This window comes from Streptomyces sp. NPDC101152 (genome assembly GCF_044768275.1).
Taxonomy (GTDB): Bacteria; Actinomycetota; Actinomycetes; order Streptomycetales; family Streptomycetaceae; genus Streptomyces.
Genome location: NZ_JBIWPO010000006.1, coordinates 191,518 through 211,230, shown reverse-complemented (window position 1 = coordinate 211,230; position 19,713 = coordinate 191,518). Strand labels below are relative to the sequence as shown.

Below are 19,713 nucleotides of genomic sequence, written 5' to 3'. Positions count from 1 at the left end.
CCCTGGTGGTTCCGGCTAACTTAAAGCGCGGCCCAATTAAAAATAACCGCCCGTTCTTTCCCCCCGGGGGGGGGGCCCCCCCCCCCCCGGGCCCCCCCCACCACCGGGGATTGGCTTCCCCACCGATGAGCACCGTCAGTGTTGTGATCCCCTGCTACAAGTACGGCCATTTCCTGGCCGACTGCGTGAGCAGCGTCCTGGACGAGCAGGACGGCGTCGACGTCCGGGTGCTCATCATCGACGACGCCTCGCCCGACGACTCGGCCGACATCGCCCTCAAACTGGCCGCCGCCGACCCGCGCGTCGAGGTCCACGTCCACGAGACCAACAAGGGCCACATCGCCACCTACAACGAAGGCCTGCTGGAGTGGGCGGACGGTGACTACGTCGCCCTGCTCTCCGCCGACGACCGGCTCGTCCCGGGCGCCCTGGTCCGCGCCGCCGCGCTGCTGGACGCCCACCCCGAAGTGGGCTTCGCCTACGGGCGCCCGCTGCACTTCCAGCACGGCGGGCCGCTGCCCAAGGCCCGTACCCAGGGCACCGGTTCGGTCGTCTATCCCGGCCAGTGGTGGCTGGAGCGGCGCTTCCGCGAGGGCACCGGCTGCATCACCTCACCGGAGGTCGTGGTCCGCACCTCGCTCCAGCGGAGGGTGGGCGGCTACGACCCGGCCCTCCCGCACGCCGGTGACATCGAGATGTGGATGCGGCTGGCCGCACACGCCGACGTCGGCCATGTCCGCGGCGCCGACCAGGCCTTCTATCGCGTCCACGGCAAGAACATGTCCACCACCGACTTCGGCGGCCAGCTCGACGACCTGCGCCAGCGCCTGGTCGCCTTCGACTCGGTGCTCGCCAAGTGCGGCGACCGGCTGCCCCACGCCGAGCGGCTGGCCGACCAGGTCCACACCCGGCTCGCCCGCTTCGCGCTGCGCCGCGCCTACCGCGCCTACGACCGCGGGCGCACCGGGGTCGTACCGGTCGAAGAGTGCGTGGCGTTCGCCGAGCAGTGCCTGCCGGGGTACCGGGAGCTGCCCGAGTACCGCGCGCTGCGCCTCAGACGGCGGATCGGCCCGAAGGCGATGCCGTACCTCCAGCCGCTGGTGTGGTCTGCCGTGGCCGAGCGCGGGCGGGAGTGGCTGTGGTGGGAGTCCTGGAAGCGCCGCGGAATCTGATGACCACGCCCGACTGCCTGGGCCGCTCAGCCCGGCACCGCGACTGTCTCCGCCTGACGGCGCGGGTCCGGCGCGGTGTGCTTCCGGGCCCTGCGCCGCAGGGCGTACCGGTCGAACCAGAGCGCGCCCAGGATCCCGCCGACGCCGCCCAGCAGCGCCGTACCCGCCAGGGCGCGCGTCCTGGTGCACTGCACCGGGGCCGCGCTCGGCGCGACCAGCACCGACGCGGTGATCCGCGACCCGGCCGCGACACCCTGCGCGTCCTGCATGGCCGTCACATGCCGGGAGTAGACCTCGATGATCCGGAGGACTTCCGTGTCCGCCCGCACCGGGTCGGACCGCTGCGCCTGCACCTGCAACGAGGGGATCAGATAGCTCGGCGTCGCGCTGGTGCCGCTGTTGCGCGGGATCAGCTGGAAGGACCCGTGCACACCGGCGGCGTCCAGCTCCGCGCGCCCGGCGGGCGACTCGAGCTGCTGGATGATCCCGTACGAGAGGGTGGCGAGGGGCGGTTGGAGGTTCGTCAGCTGGTTCGGCTGGTTCCCGGTCACCGGGGGCTTGAGGACGACCACCGCCGAACTCAGGTACTGCGGAGTCGGATGCAGCACTTCGTAGGCTCCGGCGGCCGTCAGCAGCAGCGCGAGCACCAGCACGTACCAGCGGCGCAGCAGCGCTTCGGCGACGTCACGAGGCGACACAGGGATTCCTTCCGTCGGCACCGATACTCGCAGGAACCAGGGCAAGTCGCCACCGGATCGCCTGTGCTGGGGGAGCGCTCATGAGCCTCGGCGACCTTCTGTCCATCATGCGCAGGCGCTGGTACTTCATGGTGCCGCTGACCCTGCTCAGTCTGCTCGCCGGCGGATACCTGTACCGCACCATCCCGGTGTCGTACGAGTCGCAGAGTTCCGTCACGCTGCTCGACTCCACGGCCATCGCGGAACTCGCGCCGACCTTCGGCAACCCGCTGTCGAACGCGGGCGGTTCGCTGGTCGTCACCGCCGACGTGCTGATCAGGACGCTCCAGTCCGCCGACTCCGCCAAGGAGTTGCACGACCGCGGCGTCACCGACCGCTACACCGTCGGCTTCGCGCCGCAGGCCGACAGCCCGCTGCTCACCCTCAGCGTCACCGGCACCGACCGCGCCAAGGTGCTGCAGGAGACCACCACCCTCACCCGGTTCACCGGGGAGCAGCTGAAGGCCCTGCAGGCGGCCTCCAGGGTGCCCAAGGGGTACGCGGTGCAGACCGCGCCGGTCGTGCTGCCGCAGGCACCGGTCTCCCAGTCCAAGAGCCGCTACCAGGACATCGCCGCGGTCCTCATCCTCGGGATGGTCAGCGCGTTCCTGCTGTCCATCCTGGCCGAGGGCGTCGCGGTCGTACGACGCCGGGGACGCGCCCAGGCCGGATACGTGCCCCGGCGCCACCGCGCCAGTCCCCCCGAGCGGCCCAAGGGGCTGCTGGCGCGGCGGCTGGACGCCACGACGATCCTCACCGGCTATCTGGTGCTGGCCTTCTTCGTCCCCTCGAACCTCACGCTGCCCGCGCTGGGCGGCGTCGGCACCCCGGCCAACGTCTTCGCCCTGCTCGGCCTGCTCTGGTACCTCGCGACCTGGCTCGGCGGCCGCATCCTGCCGGCCCCGGGCACCCGACTGCCGCGCGTGGTGATGTGCCTGCTCACCGCAGCGGTGCTGCTGGCCTACCTCGCGAACGCGACCCGCGAGAGCTCGCACGAGGAGGTCCTCGGGGCCGACCGGGGGCTCATCGGCCTCGGCGTCTGGGTGGCGCTGGTGGTGCTGACCTCGGCCGGCATCCAGGAGCGCGACCGGCTGGAGACCCTGATGCGCCGGGTCGTCGTGCTGGGCACGGTGGTCGCGCTGATCGGCTACTACGACTTCTTCGCCGCGACCAACATCGCCGACTCCATCCACATCCCCGGCCTGCACTCCAGCACCGCCGGGATCAGTGCCATGGGCCGCGGCTCGTTCACGCGGCCGCGCTCCACCACCGCCCATCCGCTGGAGTTCGGCGGCATGCTGGCCATCCTGGTGCCCTTCGCCGTCCACCAGGCCTTCGACCCCGTTCGTCGGCACGCGGGCGCCCTGCGCCGCTGGGGCCCGGTGGCGATCATGGCGGGCGCGCTCCCGCTGACGGTGTCCAGGACCTCCATCATCGGTGTCTTCATCGTGATCCTCGTGATGGTGCCGCGCTGGAAGCCGCAGCGCCGCTGGGCCGCGATGGGCCTGATCCTGGGTTCCGTGGCCGGCTTCAAGGTGATCATCCCCGGGCTGATCGGGACCATCACCAACCTGTTCGCCACCTTCCTGTCCAACTCCGACAGCAGCACCCAGGCGCGCACCGTGAAGTACAGCGCGATCGTGCCCTACCTCAGCGAACGCCCCTGGTTCGGACGCGGGTTCGGCACCTTCACGCCCGACCTGTACTTCTTCACCGACAACCAGTACATGCTGACCCTGGCCGAGATGGGCGCCCTGGGGATGGTCGCGCTGCTCGCCCTGTTCGTCACCGGGATCCACCAGGGTGGCGCCATCCGCCGGCTCGCCCGCACCGAGTCGGACCGGGAACTCGGGCAGGCCTTCCTCGCCTCGGCGCTGGTCGCCCTGGTCATCAGCGCCACCTTCGACGCGCTGAGCTTCCCCATGTACGCCGGGATGTTCTTCCTGACCCTGGGCGCCGGCGGCAGCTACCTCGGCTTCGTCCGCCGCGAGGCGGCGCTGCCCGCTCCCCGCACGGAGGCCGAAGCCCGGCTTCCCGACCTCGTGGAGACCCGATGAGCACCGTCGCCGTCATCGTCGTCACCTGGAACAGCGCCGCGGTGCTCCCCGGGTTCCTCGCCGCACTGCCCGACGGCATGGCGGGCCTCGACTGGCGGCTGGTCGTCGCCGACAACGACTCCTGCGACGACACCGTCGAACTGCTGGAGGTGCTGGCCCCCCATGCCACCGTGGTGCGGACCGGCCGCAACGCCGGGTACGCGGCCGGGGTCAACGCGGCACTGGACGCGGCCGGTTCCTACGAAATCGCCCTCATCTGCAACCCGGACATCCGGATGCGGCAGGGCTGCGCCAAGCGGCTCGTCGACAGCCTCGGCGACGGCGTCGGCATCGCCGTCCCCCTCCTCTACGAAGAGGGCAAGGACATCCCCCACCGCTCACTGCGCCGCGAGTCGACCGTGCTGAGGGCCCTCGGCGAGGCCGTCATCGGCAACACCCGCGCCGGACGCTTCCCCGCCCTGAGCGAACTCGTCACCGACCCCGCCGCCTACCGGAGCCCCACCCGTGCCGACTGGGCGACCGGCGCGCTCATGGCCGTCTCGGCGGACTGCCTGAACGCCTGCGGCCCGTGGGACGAGTCCTTCTTCCTCTACTCGGAGGAGACGGAGTACTGCCTGCGGGCCCGCGACCGCGGCTACGCCACCCAACTGGAGCCGAGCGCCGAGGCGGTCCACCTGGGCGGCGACTCCCGGGTGTCTCCCCGCCTGTGGACCCTCCTCACCCTCAACAGGGTCCGTCTGTACGCCCGCAGACACGGCCCCGTGGCAACAGCCGCCTTCCGCACGGCGGTTCTGCTGAGGGAAACGTCCAGAGCCGCCCTCGGCCGCCCGGCAAGCCGGGCGGCGGCAGCAGCTTTGGCCCGCCCAGGAGCCCTCCGCGCAACACCGGGTCCCTAAAACCACGACGGCGCCGCACCCGCCCTCTACCTCACCCGGCACACCATGGCCACAAAGTCATGCCCCACCTCAGACAACACCGCGTCCTCCAAGGCAAAGCACCGCTCCAGCAACGCCCGCGTCTCCGCCGAACCGTCCCGGAAGTTGTGCGCGATCCCGGAGAACGCGATGTGCAGCACCGTCCCCCCGTACGGCCGCTCCTCCACGACCTCGAAATGCCGCCGCAACCCCGGCAGCAGCGCCGCCGCGTCGACCGCCTCCGAGGGATCGTCCAGCACCATCGACAACCGGCTCGGCCGGACGACCCGCCGCTTGATCCGGCCGTCGGCCAGCCGTCGCCGCTCCTGGGGGAGCTGGGCCAACAACCTGTTCGCGGCGTCCAGTTGCGCGTCGGTCCACTGGAACCGGGTGGGGCCGACGAACTCGTCGATCACGAACATCCCGCCCGGTTCGATCAGCTGGGCCAGCCGCGGCAGCGTCTCGTCGAGCTGGTCGAAGTGGTGCAGGGACTGCAGCCCGAGCAGGACGTCGAAGCGCTCCCCGTCGCTGGTCATTCGGTTGACGTCGGTGACCCGGAAGCGCAGCACGTCGGCGAGGCCGTTCTCGGCGGCGGCCCGGGTGGCGAAGTCGATCCGGTCCGGCGCCACGTCGACGCCCTCCAGCAGCGAGAACGCGCCGGTCCTCGCCCACAGCAGCTCGTTCCCGCCGGTGCCGCACCCCAGCGACAGGCCGCGCAGATCGGTGCGCGGAGCAAAGTGCTTGGCGGCCACGTACTCGGGGAACGAGACGTCCGCGTCGCCGGTCATCAGCAGGTTCCAGCGCTTGATGACCTCGGGTATCGCCCACCACTCGGTCAGCGACGGGTCGACCTGCGACCAGTGCTGGACCACCCGCTCACCGCCCCGCACCCGCAGCTTGTGCAGCACCGGGTCGAGTTCCAGCTTGCGCACCTTGCGCAGCAGCCGGTCCGCGTCATGTCTGTTGACCAGGTTGTTCAGCATCAGGCGAGCTCCGTCCGGACGGCGATGAGTGACTTCGGCGCACCCAGCACCCGCTCGCTGAGCAGCTCCGACCGGGGGAAGAGGTAGCGCATCTCGGCGCGGGTGAGCAGTTCGATGTTGATCACGGCGTTCATGGCCGACTCCGGACTGTCGGGGCGGCTGTGCACGAGCGGCCAGTGCCGCACGAGGCGGGCCCGGGCGGTCAGCGGCAGGAACTGGAAGCCGGGAGCCACGAAGTGCGGCTCGACGGGGAAGTAGCGGTACGGGGTCTGGATCCAGTGCAGCGGCGCCAGCCGTTCGACGCCGGCCACGAACTTCCGGCGCTGGCTGTGGCCGCCCACGTGCTCGATGGTCGAGTTGGAGAACACCAGGTCGTAGCCGCCCTGGGCGCTCAGCTCGGCGGCGACCTCCGGATCGGTGACGTCGGCGACCTCCGCGGTGATCCAGTCGGGCAGCTCGGCGGGGTGCTCCTCCAGGTTGATCAGATGGACGTGCTTGGCGCGCACCGGTGCCCGCAGCCACATCTCGGCCGTGCCGCCCAGGTCCACGACGCGCATGCCCTCGATGCCGGGGAAGCAGCGCCGGAAGCGTTCCCAGCGGGCGATGCGGAGCCGTTCGCCCAGTGAGCCGGGTGCGTCGACGAATCTGTTCCGGAGGGCGCGGGATCGGGGCATGGGATCAACCACCTGACGTCGGGGCGTGAGAGGAGTGGGATGCACGGGCCGTCACCAGTCCGTGTAGAAGCTGGCCGGGTTCACCAGGTACCGGACGGTGGGATGCGGGACGTGGAGCACCCGGTGCCCGCGGGCGTACCGGTGGATCAGCTCCCAGTCCTCCCGTGGCATCACCTCGGGTGTCCGGCGCAGGCGGCTGAAGCGCACGGACCGGTCGCGCCGGGCGACGAAGGCGTTGGTGTCGAGGAACGACTCGCGGGCGGCACGGCGCCGGTCGTAGGGCACCGACAGGACGTCCTTCTCGCTCCCGTCGGGCAGGACGCGGCGCAGTGCCGTGTAGACGCCGTCGGGTCCGCCGGGTGACTCCAGGACCGCCAACGCCCGTTCCAGGTGGTCGGGTTCCCACAGGTTGTCGTCGTCGAGGAACGCCACGTACCGCGAGCGGGTGAGGCGGATGCCGACGTTGCGCACGACGCCCGCGACGCCCGTGTTGCGGGTCAGCGAGACGGCGAACAGGCGGGGATCCTCGGGGAGTTCGGGCAGGCCGGCGCCGTCGTCGACGACGATGACGACCTGGTCGCGCACGGTCTGGTCCAGGGCCGAGCGCACCGCGGCGCGCACCGCCTCGGGGCGGCGGTGGGTGGCGATCACCGTGGCGACCCGTGCCGAGGGCGGTGCCGGCAGGTCCGCGGCGAGACGCCGGGTCTCGGCGTCCTCGAGGCGGCGCAACCGCACCGCGGACGGGGCCAGCAGGACCTTGTTCCTCGCTTCGAAGAGGACCAGCCAGCCGAAGAGTGCCTTGAGCAGCGTCCAGGGCGCCCGCAGGAGTCGGCGCTTCATGAGGCCGGCTCCGGCGTGATCGGGCGGCCGTCGGACATCCGGTTGCCGCTCCAGACGTTTCCGGCGCCGCCGGCGTTCCAGTGGGCGACCACGCCGTAGCCGCCGGAGGCGGGGTGGTACTGCGTGGAGAAGATGTTGTCGGTGACCTTGATCCCGGTGGCGCCGGTGTCCCCGCCGTAGAGGGCGTAGGCGCCGCCGGCGATCCAGTTGCGGTCGACGGTGACGTTGCGCACCACCCCGGTGTCCGCGAACAGGCCGATGCTGCCCGAGGCGCCCTGCTTGAGGCCGGTCGGGTTGAGCAGGGTGTTGTGGCGGATGGTCAGCTGCCCGGTGTTGCCGCCGCCGCTGATCACGGTGTTGGTGTGCTGCCACTCACCGCCCTGGTTGACGAACGGGACGATGTCGTGGACGTAGTTGTCGTGGATATTGCCCTGGCCCATGGACAGGGCGTCGCCGAACACGGACACGTCGCACCAGCCGACTTCCACGGAGCTGGTCGCCATGTTCGACACCGCGTAGTCCACGCCGCCGTTGTCGGGTCCCTTGCCGGGCACGGCCGTGATGGTGGAGTGCAGGACCCGCAGCCCCTTGAAGCCCGGGCGCAGGTTGATGCCCCACCAACTGTCGGACGTGATCCTGGTGTCGATGACGGTCACGTCGTCGGCGTAGATGTCCAGGGAGCCGGTGATGTCCCAGCCGCGGATGACGAGTCCGTTGGTACGGACGGCCAGGTAGCCGGTCTTGTGGGGGGTGAGGGGGATGCGCGGGCCGGTGGTGCGGGCGTCGGGGAAGCCGCAGGCGCCGGGGGAGGAGCAGGTGCTCCTGGCCGCGGGGGCGTCGGAGGTGCCGCTCGCGGAGGGTTTCGCGGACGGGGCGGCCGAGGTGGCCGGTGCCGCCGTCGTCGCGCCGGGTGAGGCGGTCGACGGGGCCGCGCCGGACGAGGCCGGGGAGGCGCCGGCGGGGCAGGTCAGCGCGCTGTCCGGGCAGGCCGGTTGCGCGGACTTGTCCGACCCGGAGCAGCCCGCTCCCGCGACCGCGAGCAGGGCCGCCAGCAGCACTCCCGCGAGCGAGTTGCGGCTCGTTCGCCGTGACATCTGGCTCACCTCATGTCCTGTTGGGCGGAGGGGACCGGAGCGACCAGCCGGTGCCGGCCGCGGCGTGGCTCGACACCGCGCAGGAAGTCGCGGCTGGGCAGGACGCACACCGTGTAGGCGGCCAGGGCGATGACGCCGACGGCGACCAGCGCGAGCCGTCCGTCGCCGAACCGGGGCTGCAGGCCGAGGACGATCGCGGCCATCACGGCACCGCCGAGGAAGGGCCACGCGCAGGCCTTCGCGATCCGGCCGAGGCCGATGCCGCCCCGGTCGAGGGCGACCAGGAAGACCGGCACCACCAGGCCGCCGGCGACCAGGACATGGCCCTGGGAGACGCCGACGATGCCGCCCAGGTGCGCGGCGAGCAGGAGCACCGGGACCAACGCCACCAGCCACAGGCCCTGCACCAGGAAGAGCGAGCGGCGTTGCCCGACGGCCACCAGGCAGTCGTAGGCGAGTTCGGCGCCTATGCGGATCAGGCCGAGGGCCATCAGCCAGGGCAGCGCGGCCGCGGCGGGGGTCCACTGGGTGCCGTAGACCAGCCGGATGACGGGTTCCGCGAGGCCGGCCAGCAGCACGCACAGCGGGACGGTGCCGGTGATCAGCACGCCCAGGGCCCGGCTGAAGCCCTGCGCCAGGGCCTGGGGCGAGCCGGCCAGCCTTGAGAACCCGGCGAAGGAGACCCGGCGGGCGGCCTCGGAGATGATCCGCACCGGCCAGCCGGAGATGTTGAAGGCGAGCACGTAGAAGCCGAGCGACACGTTGCCCAGCGTCGCGCCCACCACCATGGTGTCGACGTTGACCACCGCGAGGGCCAGCAGGCTCGCCCCCGCCAGCGGAAGCCCGAACCGCAGCAGTGCCCGCGCCTGTTCGGAGTCCCAGCCGAACCGCAGGGTGCCGGGGGCCGCCAGCGCGCAGCCGATCAGCGTCACGACGTTGCCGACCACGGCGCCCACCGCGAAGCTCATCGCGCCCCAGCCCTCGAAGGCCAGCAGCAGGGTGACGGCGGTGCCGAGCACGAAGTTGAGCCCGTCGATCACCATCCGCCTGCCCTGGGCGAACTCGCGGGTGAGGAAGCCGCCGGGCACCTGGGCCACCCCGTCGATCAGCACGCACACGCACATCACCCGCAGCACGCCCACGGCGTCCGGTGAGCCCAGCAGCCCCGCCACCGTCGGGGCCGCCGCGAACAGCGCCACGTAGAGCAGACCGCTGGAGAGGGTGCTGAGGGTCAGCACGGTCGGCGCGAACCGCCGTGCGTCCCCCTCCCAGCGCACGATGGCCAGACCCACGCCCAGTTCGTTCGCGGACAGCAGGACCAGCAGCACCGTCTGGGCGATGCCGTACACGCCCCACTCGGCCGGCCCCAGGGCGAAGCGGGCCAGGACGATGCCGGTGGCGAAGTTGCCCAGACGCAGGACGACGGTGTTGATCAGGCTCCACCGGGCCGCCGAGCGGACCTTGCCGCCGAGGGAGGGGGCGGCGGGGGCTACGGGTTGGGGACGTGAGGGTTCGGCGGGAGCGGGGGCGTCGCTCGTCTCACCGGTCTCGCTGTCCGGTGCGCGGGCGATGTCCATTCGTCGACTCCTCGTCGAGCGGCTCGGCGGCGGACGCCACGGCCATGGCGGGCCGGGGCGCTGGGGGCTCTGCGGCGGCCGTCCCGGCCTCGGCGGTCCGCGACCAGGTGGGCCGCCGCATGGTGAGCGTCTCCTCCACGACCGGCTCCTTGGCCGAGGGACCGGGGGCGGCCGTCCGCTCCTCCGGTTCGGCGGCGGGACCGTCCTCGTCCGGCTTTTCCGGCCTCCTGCGCGCCTCCACGTAGAAGACGGCGACCAGGCTCAGCACCAGACCCAGGACCCCGGCCATGGCCAGGTACTCGATCCGCGTCTTGGTCTGCGCCACCGGGTTCTGCGGGGGCACGATCGTCTGCATGCGGATCATGGCCTTGGGCGCGACCGACTGCTGCTGCTGGAACTCCTGCAGCCGCTCCTTGGCGTAGGAGGTCAGGATCTTGTCCGAGGACAGCACGGCGGCCCTGTCGGTGCCGGTGACGGTGAGCCACAGCAGCGGCCCCTGGGCGTTGTCGGCGAGCTTGGACGCGAACGTGCCCGTCGCGCCGCGGGCCTTGAGGTCGCGCAGCGAGTCGTCGGAGTTGAGGTTGCGGGCCAGGCTGTCGGCCATGCCGGTCAGGGAGGTCTGGCTGCTCAGGAACGGGTTGCCGTTATAAGCCACCGTCGCCTTCTGCGAGTTCAGCAGGACCACCGTGCTCTGCGACTGGTACTTGACCGGAACCACCATGGCCACGGCGACCGTCAGTCCGGCGGTCACCAGCAGTCCGGGCAGCAGGACGTACCAACGCCTGCGCATCACACGGAAGATCTCAGCGAGATCCATGGTCCCCCCTAGCGACCAGATGTTCGACGAGCATATGTTGCAAGCGGATCATATGGGGAACGTTCGGTCCTCTGGTCTCGTCAGATCGGTGGGTCTCGGCCGTTTCCCCGCGGTGCCGCCGGCGAGCAGCACGTCGGCGATGCGTCCGCCGGCGTGGCCGTCCCACAGCTCGGGCCGGCGCGGCGCCGGCGGGTCGTCCAGCACCCGGTCGACCACGGCCACGATCCGCTCCGGATCCCGGCCGGCGAGCACGTTGGTGCCCTGCTCGACGGTGATGGGCCGTTCGGTGTTGTCCCGCAGGGTCACGCACGGCACGCCGAGCGCGGTGGTCTCCTCCTGGATGCCGCCGGAATCGGTGAGCACCACCCGGGCCGCGTCCTGGAGGGCGATGAAGTCCAGGTATCCGGCGGGCGGTACGAGCCGGATGCCACCGGGGACACCGGCCTCGGCCAGCCGTCCTGCCGCGCGCGGGTGCACGGGCAGCAGTAGCGGGCAGCGGCCGGCGATCTCGCCGAGGGCCTTGAGGAGGTCGGCGAGGACCCGCGGGTCGTCCACGTTGGCCGGGCGGTGCAGGGTGACCAGGCCGAAGCCGCCCCGGGTGAGGCCGAGCCGGTCGAGCACGTCCGAGGCCCGGGCCCGCTCCAGGTTGGCCAGGAGCGTGTCGATCATGACGTTGCCGACGAGGTGGACCTGGTCGTCCCGGTATCCTTCGGCGCGCAGGTTGTCGGCGGCGTCGGGCGAGGGCGCCAGCAGGTAGTCGCTGACGCGGTCGGTGACGACGCGGTTGACCTCCTCCGGCATGCTCCAGTCGCGGCTGCGCAGCCCGGCCTCCACATGGGCGAGCAGCGGCCCGGCCTTGGCGGTGACCAGGGCGCAGGCCAGCGTGGAGTTGATGTCGCCGACGACGACCACGACGTCCGGGGACACCTCCTCCAGCAGCGGCTCGAACGCGGTCATCACGCGGCCGGTCTGTTCGGCGTGGGTGCCGGAGCCGACCCCGAGGAAGCGGTCGGGCGGCCGGATGCCGAGGTCGGCGAAGAACACGTCGTTCATGGCCGGGTCGTAGTGCTGCCCGGTGTGGACGAGGACCACCTCTGCGCCCCGGCGTTCCAGGGCGTCCATCACCGGTTTGATCTTCATGTAGTTGGGGCGCGCCCCGGCGACGCAGACGATGCGCGGCATGGCTCAGAGCACCTCGATCGTGGGTCCGGGCGCGAGCCGCCGACGGCAGTCGAGCACGAACGGGGCGTGTTCGGCGACGAGTTGGTAGTCGAAGCTGTCGTGGTCGGTGAGCAGGACCACGACGTCCGCGCCCGCCAGCTCCTCGGCGGTCAGGTCGACCCGCACCAGCCGGGTGTCCACCGGCAGGTCCTCGACGACGTGCGGGTCCGTGGCCTTGACGTGCGCCCCCAGGTCGAGGAGGAGCCGGGCCACGCGCAGGGCCGGCGACTCGCGGGCGTCCCCGGTGTTCTTCTTGTACGCCAGGCCCAGCAGCAGGACGCGGGAGCCGTTGACGGACCGGCGCCGCTCGTTGAACAGGTCACCGACCCGGCGTGCCACGTACTCCGGCATGTGGTTGTTGATGTCGTTGGCCAGCTCCACGAAGCGGAAGCTCTGGCCGAGTTCGCGCTGCACCCGCCAGGACAGGTACGAGGGGTCGATGGGCAGGCAGTGGCCGCCGACGCCCGGTCCGGGCGTGAACCGCATGAAGCCGAAGGGCTTGGTGGAGGCGGCGTCGATGGCCTGCCAGACGTCGATGTCCAGATGGTGGGCGAACATCGCGATCTCGTTGACCAGGGCGATGTTCACATGGCGGAAGGTGTTCTCCAGTAGCTTGGCGAGCTCGGCCTCCTTGGGCGACTTCACCGGCACGGTGGTGTCGACGAGCTGGCCGTAGAAGTCCTCGACGGCCTTCAGGGACGGCGCGTTGACGCCGGAGACGACCTTCGGGGTCTGCTGGAAGCCCCACACCGTGTTGCCGGGGTCGATCCGTTCCGGGCTGTAGCCGAGGTGGAAGTCGCTGCCGGCGGTCAGGCCCGAGCCGTCCTCCAGGATCGGCCCGAACAGCTCCTGGGTGGTGCCGGGGTAGGTCGTCGACTCCAGGACGACGGTGGCTCCGGGGCGCAGATAGCGGGCCAGGGTCGCCGCCGACTCCTGGATGTAGCGCAGGTCGGGGGTGCCCTCGTGCAGCGGGGTGGGGACGGTGACGACGGCGACGTCGAAACCGGCGCAGTCGCGGGCCGACTCGCTCGGGCGGTAGGTGCCGGCGTCCAGGGCCGCGCGGATCCGCTCGGAGGAGACGTCCTCGACGAAGGACTCGCCGGCGGCGAGGCTCTTGATACGCCGGGCGTCGACGTCGTACCCGATCACCTCGTGCCCGACCTCGGCGGCGCGGACGGCCAGCGGCAGGCCCACGTATCCCTGTCCGACCACGACGACGCGCATCAGTGACTCCTGTTCGCGGAGGCGGGCGACGGGCTGAGTCTGATGAACTCGCGGGCCGTCATGAGGAGGAAGGCCGCATTGGTGGTGAGGTAGCGACGGCCCAGGCGGCGCGGCTCCTGCAGCGCGCGGTAGAGCCATTCCAGCCCCCACCGCTGCCAGGAGGCGGGGGCCCGCCGGGTGACCCCGGCCAGGATGTCGAAGGAGCCGCCGACCCCGTGCACCACGCGGGCGCCGGTGCGTTCGCCGTAGGCGGCGGTGAAGATCTCCTTCTTCGGAGAGGTCATGCCGAGGAAGAGCAGCTGGGCGCCGCTGTCGGCGATCGCGCCGGCTATCTCCTTCTGCTGGGCGTCGTCGAAGTAGCCGTTGCGGCTGCCGGCGACGTTCAGGCCGGGGAAGCGGTCGGCCACCCGGCGCAGCATCTCCTCGAGCACCTGCTGCCGGGCGCCGAGGAAGTACACCGGGATGCCCGCCGTCTCCGCCTCGGCCAGCAGCCGCAGGAACAGGTCGATCCCGGCCACCCGTTCCGGCAGCGGGGCGCGCAGCACCCGGCCGGCCCACACCACGGCCTGTCCGTCGGCGAGGACCAGGTCGCAGCCGGCCACGGCCTCGGCGAGCCGGTGGTCGCGCCGCATGTTCACCAGCTTGGCGGCGTTGACCACTCCGATCTCCAGCTGCCGGCCGTCCCGCACCGCCTCCATGCAGCGGTCCACGGTCTGGTCCATCGTCAACGCGTCGAGCTCGATCCCGAACAGCGACTGGCGCGCGCTCATTCGGCGCCCCCCTGCCAGGCGTGGAGCATCCAGCCGAACTCGTAGGGCCGGCACTCGCGGTCCACGGCGAGTGGCGGGTACACCCGGTCCAGCGCCCTCAGCCGCAGGTTCGGGGCGAGGCGGGTGCCCAGACCTCGGGCGGCGCGTACGGCCTTCTTCGGGTCGCCCCGGTGGACCTTGCGCCAGGTCGCGCCGAGCTCGTCGAGGATCAGCGGCTCCCGCTTCTCCGGGCGCGCGGCCAGTTCGGGCACGTCCGTCATCCAGCGCAGGCCCTTGCGGATCGCGGAGCGGAAGTCGCTGCCGCCGGCGTCGGTGAGGTCGAACAGGGCGGTCGGGGCCATCGCGTGCTGGTGGACGCTGTAGACGGGGTAGCCCTCCACCACACCGCCGGTGCGAGCGTCGTAGTGCCACCACCACTGCCCGCCCTCGCCCTGCAGTTCGCAGATGCGCGCCGCGCAGGCCTCGGCCGCTGCCAGCGCCTCCGGATCCCCGCCGTCACTCGCGGCGTGGGCGCGGGCCAGCGCCTGCAGTGGATACGTCTGGTCGGCGAAGCAGGCCACATGCGCCCGGTAGGAGGGCACCAGGCCGGGTCCGGTGGCGTGCGGGAACAGCGGGCTGTCGTCGACGCGGGCGCGCAGCAGCCGGTCGCGGGCCACGCCGAAACGTCTCTCCACATCGACCGTGTCCCGGGCCGCCGCGAGGGCGGACAGCACCCACGCCGCCTCGACGGTGTACTGCGGCCGGCCGTCCTCGTCCAGGGCCGTCACCCGCTCGAGGGCGTCGGAGAGCTTGGGGTGTCCGGTCTCGGCGGCGGCCCAGGCTATGAGCGCCGCGTCGCCGAGGTTGGTCACCGCGGGCAGCGACTCGATCAGCAGACCCGTGAACTCCTGGGCGCTGCGCCCGCCGAGGGCCGCGCACTGGCGCTCCTCCGGGAGGAAGCGGGCCCCCAGCGCGGTGATGGCCGCGTACCGGGTGCTGGTCCCGCGCCGCTCCAGGGTCCAGGAACCGTCGGCGCCCCGGTGCCCGACCATGGTGAAGGCGAAGGCCTCACCACCGGGAAGCAGCATCGACGGCAGTCCCGACTCGGCCACCCCGAGGAGCCGTTGAGCGAGCGCGAACAGTGGCGGCTCCTCGGCTCTGAGCGCCGCCAAGCGTGAGATCGTCATCGGTTGGACACACCAACCCCCCTGTTTTTGCGCAGACTTGTGAGCGCCGCGGCGTGAACGGCCGGGCGGTGGAAGACACGGCGGACCTCAGGTGCCGGAGCGGACGCCGCTCCTCGTTTCAGGCATAGGTGTTCCCACCCGGTACCCCCCCCTGGGAACTACTGGTTCGTGTGCTCATTGTGCTTCGCCTGCACAGTTCGCACACATGTTATGCCGGTGAATGTTCGAAGATTTGCGTTTTGGCGGAAACAGGAGTCATGCGCGCTCGACGAGTTCGCCGTCCTTCTCCTCGTACAGCACTCCCGTCTCGGGGCACTCCCATCCGCCCGGCTCGCCCTCCCGCTCCACGAGCCGTACGCCGGCCCGCCCGACCCAGCCGATCCGGCGCGCCGGTACGCCCGCCACGAGCGCGAAGTCGGGCACGTCCCGGGTCACCACGGCCCCCGCCGCGACCAGCGCCCACCGGCCGATCCGCACCGGCGCCACACACACCGAACGCGCCCCCAGCGAGGCGCCCTCGGCCACCTCCACCGCCACGGCCTCCCAGTCGTCGCCGCGCTTCAGCCTGCCGCTCGGGTCCACCGAGCGGGGGAAGTAGTCGTTGGTCAGCACAGCCGCCGGGCCGACGAACACGCCGTCGCCGAGCACCGCGGGCTCGTAGACCAGCGCGTAGTTCTGGAGCTTCACGTTGTCGCCGATCCGCACGCCCGGTCCGACATAGGCGCCGCGCCCGACGATGCACCCGCTGCCCAGCCGGGCGTCCTCCCGTATCTGGGCCAGGTCCCAGACCGTCGTCCCGTCCCCGATGGTGGCTCTCTCGTCGACCTGGGAGGTCGGCTGCATTCTGAAGCTCACAGGCTGAACCTTTCTTCCGTTGTCAGGGAGGGACAGAGTAGATCCGCGTGCGCCGTACGCCCGGAAAACGCTTGGACTGGGTGGGTATCGTCGCGGGAAAATCCCTTTCCCTGGCCTGTCCGTACTCGCGACCACCAGGATCGGGATGGGATCGACTGACGCACGCGCGGTCACGCCGCGCAAAGGTTCCGTGCTCCTCGCACTTCGTTACTACGGACGGGAGATGGCCCGGCTGCGCCGGCTGACGGTGCCCGCGATGCTGTTGCCCGCGCTCGGCAACATCGGCCTCTACTACCTCGCGCCGCTCGTCGTCGCCAAGCTCGTCGGCCGTATCTCCGCCCACCCGGGCGTCGGCGTCGGCGCCGCACTGCCGTACGTCCTCGGCTTCGCCGGCGTCCTGCTGGCCTCGGAGGGTGTCTGGCGGGTCGGGCTGCACTGCCTCAACCGCCTCGACGCCCTCGGCATCGAGCACCTGTACGTGCTCGGCATGGACGAACTGTTCGCCAAGGACGCCGCGTTCTTCCACGACAACTTCGCCGGGGCGCTGACCAAGCGGGTGCTCAGCTTCGCCTCCCGCTTCGAGGAGTTCGGCGACACCCTCACCTTCAACATCGTGGGCAGCCTGGTGCCGCTGTTGTTCGGCTCGGTGGTGCTGTGGCGCTACGAACCGCTGCTCGTCGTCGGCCTGTTGGTGATGATCGTGCTGACGGCGCTGTGCGTCGCTCCGCTCATCCGGCGCCGCCAGGCACTGGTCGACCAGCGCGAGGAGGCGATCGCCCGGGTGTCGGGGCACGTGGCCGACAGCCTGATGAACATGGACACGGTGCGGGCCTTCGCCGCGGAGCACCGCGAGGCCGCCGAGCACCGCAGGCGCGTCGCCCACTCCCGGCGGCTCACCCTCAGGTCGTGGGACTACGGCAACCTGCGCATCGACACGCTGGTCGCGCCGATGTCCGTCCTGACCAATGTGCTGGGCCTGGTGCTGGCGGTCGCCCTCGGCGGCGGCGAGCACGGGGTGGAGGCGGTCGTGGTCGCCTTCACCTACTACACCAACGCGACGAAGATCATGTTCGAGTTCAACCAGATCTACCGTCGCCTGGAGAGCTCGATGACCGAGGCCGCGCAGTTCACCGAACTGCTGCTGGTCCCGCCGACCGTTCTCGACCCGCCCTCGCCCGAGCCCCTGGTGGGGGGGCCCGCCGAGGTCCGCTTCGAGCGGGTGGACTTCGCCCACGACGGGGGCGAACCGCTCTTCGAGGGCCTCGACCTGGACGTGCCCAGCGGGACGAAGATCGGGCTGGTGGGCCGCTCCGGCGGCGGCAAGACGACGCTGTCGCGGCTCCTGCTGCGCATGATGGACATCGACGGGGGCCGGATCCTGGTCGCGGGCCAGGACATCAGCCGGATGCGCCAGGCGGACCTGCGCGGTCTGATCGCCTACGTCCCGCAGGACCCGGCGATGTTCCACCGCACCCTGCGGGAGAACATCGCCTTCGCCCGGCCGGACGCCACCGACGCCGAGATCCGCCGGGCGGCCCAGGCGGCCCACGTCACCGAGTTCGCCGACGCGCTGCCGAGCGGCTTCGACACCATGGTCGGCGAGCGGGGCGTCAAGCTGTCCGGAGGCCAGCGCCAACGCGTCGCCCTGGCCCGCGCGATCCTGCGTGACGCGCCGATCCTGCTGCTCGACGAGGCCACCAGCGCGCTGGACTCCGAGAGCGAGATCCTCGTCCAGGAAGCCCTGTGGCGCCTGATGGAAGGGCGGACTGCGCTCGTGGTGGCCCACCGGCTGAGCACGGTGGCGGGCATGGACCGGCTCGTGGTCCTCGACCGCGGCCGGATCGTCGAGCAGGGCAGTCACCAGGAACTCCTCACGGCGCAGGGCGCCTACGCCAAGCTCTGGCAGCACCAGTCGGGAGGCTTCCTCTCCGACGACGACCCGGCCGGCGCCGACCTCCGGACGGCGGGCGTCCGCGATGCGGGACGGTCCTCTTGACGTCCGTCCCGGTCGGATCGACACTCACTGAGGGAATCCTAGTGAACAGGTAGGGAAACATGAGGCGCCTTGCACCGGTCACTGTCCGAGCGGGCCGTTCGCCTCTTCTCACCTCCCGCCGTCACATCGACCTGCTCCGCGTCTGCAGCGCCATCAGCCCCCGGCGCTGAGCCGCGCTCCCTCCCGCGCCGACGAGCCCCGCACCGGGGTGGTCCGTCCCGTCCGGCGCGCACGGGTGAGCCCTGCTCCCTTGCCCGACGTCGCTTCCGCCGCGTGTACGTCCGCGCCCGCTCCCGGGGAGAGTCATGACCGTCACACCGCTCGCCGCCCACGCGTCCGACCGGCCCGCGCCCGCCTTCCGGGGCCGGATCGGCCGGGACGCGCGCAGCGGCCACTACGCCGTTCCCGGCCGCTACCGCCTCCATCTGTCGACCGCCTGTCCCGACGGCCTGCGCATCGCCGTCACCCACAGCCTGCTCCGTCTGGACGCCGTCTGTCCGGTCACCCATCTGCCCGCCGTGCCCGACTGTGGCGAGGGCGGCCACTCGGCGCTGCGCCCGCTGTACGAGGCGAGCGCCCACCGCTACACCGGCCCGGCCCTCGCACCGGTGCTCAGCGACGACTGGTCCGGACGGATCGTCAGCACCCACGCCCCCGACATCGTGCGCGACCTCGCCCACCGCTTCGGCGGCGGCCGGCTCCCGCTCCATCCGCGCGCCGCGGAGCCGGAGATCGAGGCCGTGGAGCGGATGTGCGCGGAGGGGATCGAACAGGCCGCGCAGCAGGCCGGTTCGGCCGGCGGGCAGCCGGTGGGACGTGACCTGGCACTGGGCACCCTGCTGGAAACCCTCGGCGCCCTCGACCGCTGGCTCGTCGGCCGCACCTACCTGATCCGCGACGAAGTCACCGCCGCCGACGTCCAGTTGTGGGTCGCCCTGGTGCACCTCGACACCGTGCACCGCCACCACCTCGACGCCGCCGCCGTCCAGCGCATCGCCGACCACCCCACCCTGTGGGCCTACGCCCGCCGGCTGACCGCCCACCCGGCCTTTCTCCGCCACCTCGACCTCGACGGCATCGAGGCCCGCCACCACGCCCGCTGCCAGGGTCTGGAGGCCGCCGGCGCGGCCGTCCGCATCCTGGACTGGGCGGCCCACGCGGCCCGTTAGCCGTTTCACCTGTCGGACGGGCGTTGACATACGTTCGAGCCATTGTTTTAACTGACAACCAGAACGGTCATGAGCGTCAGCGACAAGCCCTGGCTAGCTGACCGGCAACCCTCGCACCGCGGTGGGGTGCCCCAGGTGACGACCGGACCGGATGACCTTTCGGTAAGCGCGAGGCCCACAGGGCCGGAACAGTGACGGTGACGCCATGTACGCAGCTCCCAGGACGGCCACGAGCCGCCCGCAGGGCTGCGTACAGCCGTACCCGAACCTCCTCGTCGCCGATCGCGCCGTCGATCTGCTCCGTGTGAACAGCGCAGTGTGTACCGCATCGGGCCGTGCCCGCTGTCGGGGCTGACCTCTCCCCAACAGCCCCCGCACCCCCTGACGAACACCGCCCCCGCGGTGTGCCCTCGTCCTTCCCGCCCCCGGTACCTCGCCATGGCATCC

General features: G+C 71.6%; 18 protein-coding genes and 1 riboswitch. Of the genes, 6 read left to right on the top strand and 12 right to left on the bottom strand.

The features are described from left to right. Window positions 1–125: 125 nt before the first annotated feature. Window positions 126–1,172, top strand: coding sequence for a glycosyltransferase (locus ACIRVK_RS10705; protein ID WP_404245308.1), 1,047 nt, complete (start codon window positions 126–128; stop codon window positions 1,170–1,172). A gap of 26 nt (window positions 1,173–1,198) precedes the next feature. On the opposite strand, the gene ACIRVK_RS10700 is transcribed toward ACIRVK_RS10705, so the two are convergent. After that, on the bottom strand, window positions 1,199–1,870 hold the full coding sequence (locus ACIRVK_RS10700) for a hypothetical protein (RefSeq protein WP_404245306.1): 672 nt from the start codon (window positions 1,868–1,870) through the stop codon (window positions 1,199–1,201). 80 nt (window positions 1,871–1,950) lie between these two features. Between ACIRVK_RS10700 and ACIRVK_RS10695 the strand changes: the two genes are divergently transcribed. Both ACIRVK_RS10695 and ACIRVK_RS10690 read left to right on the top strand, forming a co-directional pair. Then, window positions 1,951–3,966: an O-antigen ligase family protein gene (locus ACIRVK_RS10695; RefSeq protein ID WP_404245304.1), complete on the top strand. Its 2,016-nt coding sequence runs from the start codon at window positions 1,951–1,953 to the stop codon at window positions 3,964–3,966. Then, complete coding sequence (locus tag ACIRVK_RS10690; RefSeq protein WP_404245302.1) at window positions 3,963–4,862, top strand: glycosyltransferase family 2 protein; 900 nt, start codon at window positions 3,963–3,965, stop codon at window positions 4,860–4,862. The genes ACIRVK_RS10695 and ACIRVK_RS10690 overlap by 4 nt, the downstream gene beginning before the upstream one ends. A gap of 26 nt (window positions 4,863–4,888) precedes the next feature. Here the strand turns inward: ACIRVK_RS10690 and ACIRVK_RS10685 are convergent, their stop codons facing one another. The 11 genes from ACIRVK_RS10685 to ACIRVK_RS10635 all read right to left on the bottom strand — a co-directional run bounded on the left by ACIRVK_RS10685 (window position 4,889) and on the right by ACIRVK_RS10635 (window position 16,101). Beyond that, the gene (locus ACIRVK_RS10685; protein WP_404245300.1) at window positions 4,889–5,863 is read right to left on the bottom strand and encodes a class I SAM-dependent methyltransferase; all 975 of its coding nucleotides are present in this window, start codon (window positions 5,861–5,863) and stop codon (window positions 4,889–4,891) included. Beyond that, window positions 5,863–6,537, bottom strand: a complete 675-nt coding sequence (locus ACIRVK_RS10680; RefSeq protein WP_404245298.1) for a class I SAM-dependent methyltransferase — start codon at window positions 6,535–6,537, stop codon at window positions 5,863–5,865. Before ACIRVK_RS10680 ends, ACIRVK_RS10685 begins: the two co-directional genes overlap by 1 nt. 51 nt (window positions 6,538–6,588) lie before the next feature. Then, the gene (locus ACIRVK_RS10675) at window positions 6,589–7,377 is read right to left on the bottom strand and encodes a glycosyltransferase family 2 protein (RefSeq protein WP_404245295.1); all 789 of its coding nucleotides are present in this window, start codon (window positions 7,375–7,377) and stop codon (window positions 6,589–6,591) included. Next, window positions 7,374–8,471 (bottom strand): hypothetical protein, encoded by a 1,098-nt coding sequence (locus ACIRVK_RS10670; protein WP_404245293.1) that lies wholly within the window; start codon window positions 8,469–8,471, stop codon window positions 7,374–7,376. Before ACIRVK_RS10670 ends, ACIRVK_RS10675 begins: the two co-directional genes overlap by 4 nt. A gap of 5 nt (window positions 8,472–8,476) precedes the next feature. Continuing rightward, entirely contained in the window at window positions 8,477–10,048 is a 1,572-nt protein-coding gene (locus ACIRVK_RS10665) for an oligosaccharide flippase family protein (protein ID WP_404245291.1), read from the bottom strand. Then, entirely contained in the window at window positions 10,011–10,865 is an 855-nt protein-coding gene (locus tag ACIRVK_RS10660) for a Wzz/FepE/Etk N-terminal domain-containing protein (RefSeq protein WP_404245289.1), read from the bottom strand. Before ACIRVK_RS10660 ends, ACIRVK_RS10665 begins: the two co-directional genes overlap by 38 nt. A gap of 48 nt (window positions 10,866–10,913) precedes the next feature. After that, window positions 10,914–12,047, bottom strand: a complete 1,134-nt coding sequence (gene wecB, locus ACIRVK_RS10655; protein WP_404245287.1) for a non-hydrolyzing UDP-N-acetylglucosamine 2-epimerase — start codon at window positions 12,045–12,047, stop codon at window positions 10,914–10,916. A gap of 3 nt (window positions 12,048–12,050) precedes the next feature. After that, on the bottom strand, window positions 12,051–13,310 hold the full coding sequence (locus ACIRVK_RS10650) for a nucleotide sugar dehydrogenase (protein ID WP_404245285.1): 1,260 nt from the start codon (window positions 13,308–13,310) through the stop codon (window positions 12,051–12,053). Then, window positions 13,310–14,080, bottom strand: a complete 771-nt coding sequence (locus ACIRVK_RS10645; RefSeq protein ID WP_404245283.1) for a WecB/TagA/CpsF family glycosyltransferase — start codon at window positions 14,078–14,080, stop codon at window positions 13,310–13,312. The genes ACIRVK_RS10650 and ACIRVK_RS10645 overlap by 1 nt, the downstream gene beginning before the upstream one ends. Beyond that, on the bottom strand, window positions 14,077–15,231 hold the full coding sequence (locus ACIRVK_RS10640) for a hypothetical protein (RefSeq protein ID WP_404245281.1): 1,155 nt from the start codon (window positions 15,229–15,231) through the stop codon (window positions 14,077–14,079). Before ACIRVK_RS10640 ends, ACIRVK_RS10645 begins: the two co-directional genes overlap by 4 nt. Before the next feature lie 270 nt (window positions 15,232–15,501). After that, window positions 15,502–16,101, bottom strand: a complete 600-nt coding sequence (locus ACIRVK_RS10635; RefSeq protein WP_404245279.1) for an acyltransferase — start codon at window positions 16,099–16,101, stop codon at window positions 15,502–15,504. Between the two features lie 223 nt (window positions 16,102–16,324). Between ACIRVK_RS10635 and ACIRVK_RS10630 the strand changes: the two genes are divergently transcribed. The 3 genes from ACIRVK_RS10630 to ACIRVK_RS10620 all read left to right on the top strand — a co-directional run bounded on the left by ACIRVK_RS10630 (window position 16,325) and on the right by ACIRVK_RS10620 (window position 19,266). Continuing rightward, window positions 16,325–18,097, top strand: coding sequence for an ABC transporter ATP-binding protein (locus tag ACIRVK_RS10630; RefSeq protein WP_404245566.1), 1,773 nt, complete (start codon window positions 16,325–16,327; stop codon window positions 18,095–18,097). A gap of 59 nt (window positions 18,098–18,156) precedes the next feature. Next, a complete protein-coding gene (locus ACIRVK_RS10625) occupies window positions 18,157–18,267 on the top strand; it encodes a putative leader peptide (RefSeq protein ID WP_404245277.1) in 111 nt (36 codons plus the stop codon). Window positions 18,268–18,402: 135 nt separating this feature from the next. Continuing rightward, on the top strand, window positions 18,403–19,266 hold the full coding sequence (locus ACIRVK_RS10620; protein WP_404245275.1) for a glutathione S-transferase C-terminal domain-containing protein: 864 nt from the start codon (window positions 18,403–18,405) through the stop codon (window positions 19,264–19,266). 65 nt (window positions 19,267–19,331) lie between these two features. Next, window positions 19,332–19,441, top strand: a riboswitch (SAM riboswitch). The last annotated feature ends 272 nt before the right edge of the window (window positions 19,442–19,713 follow it).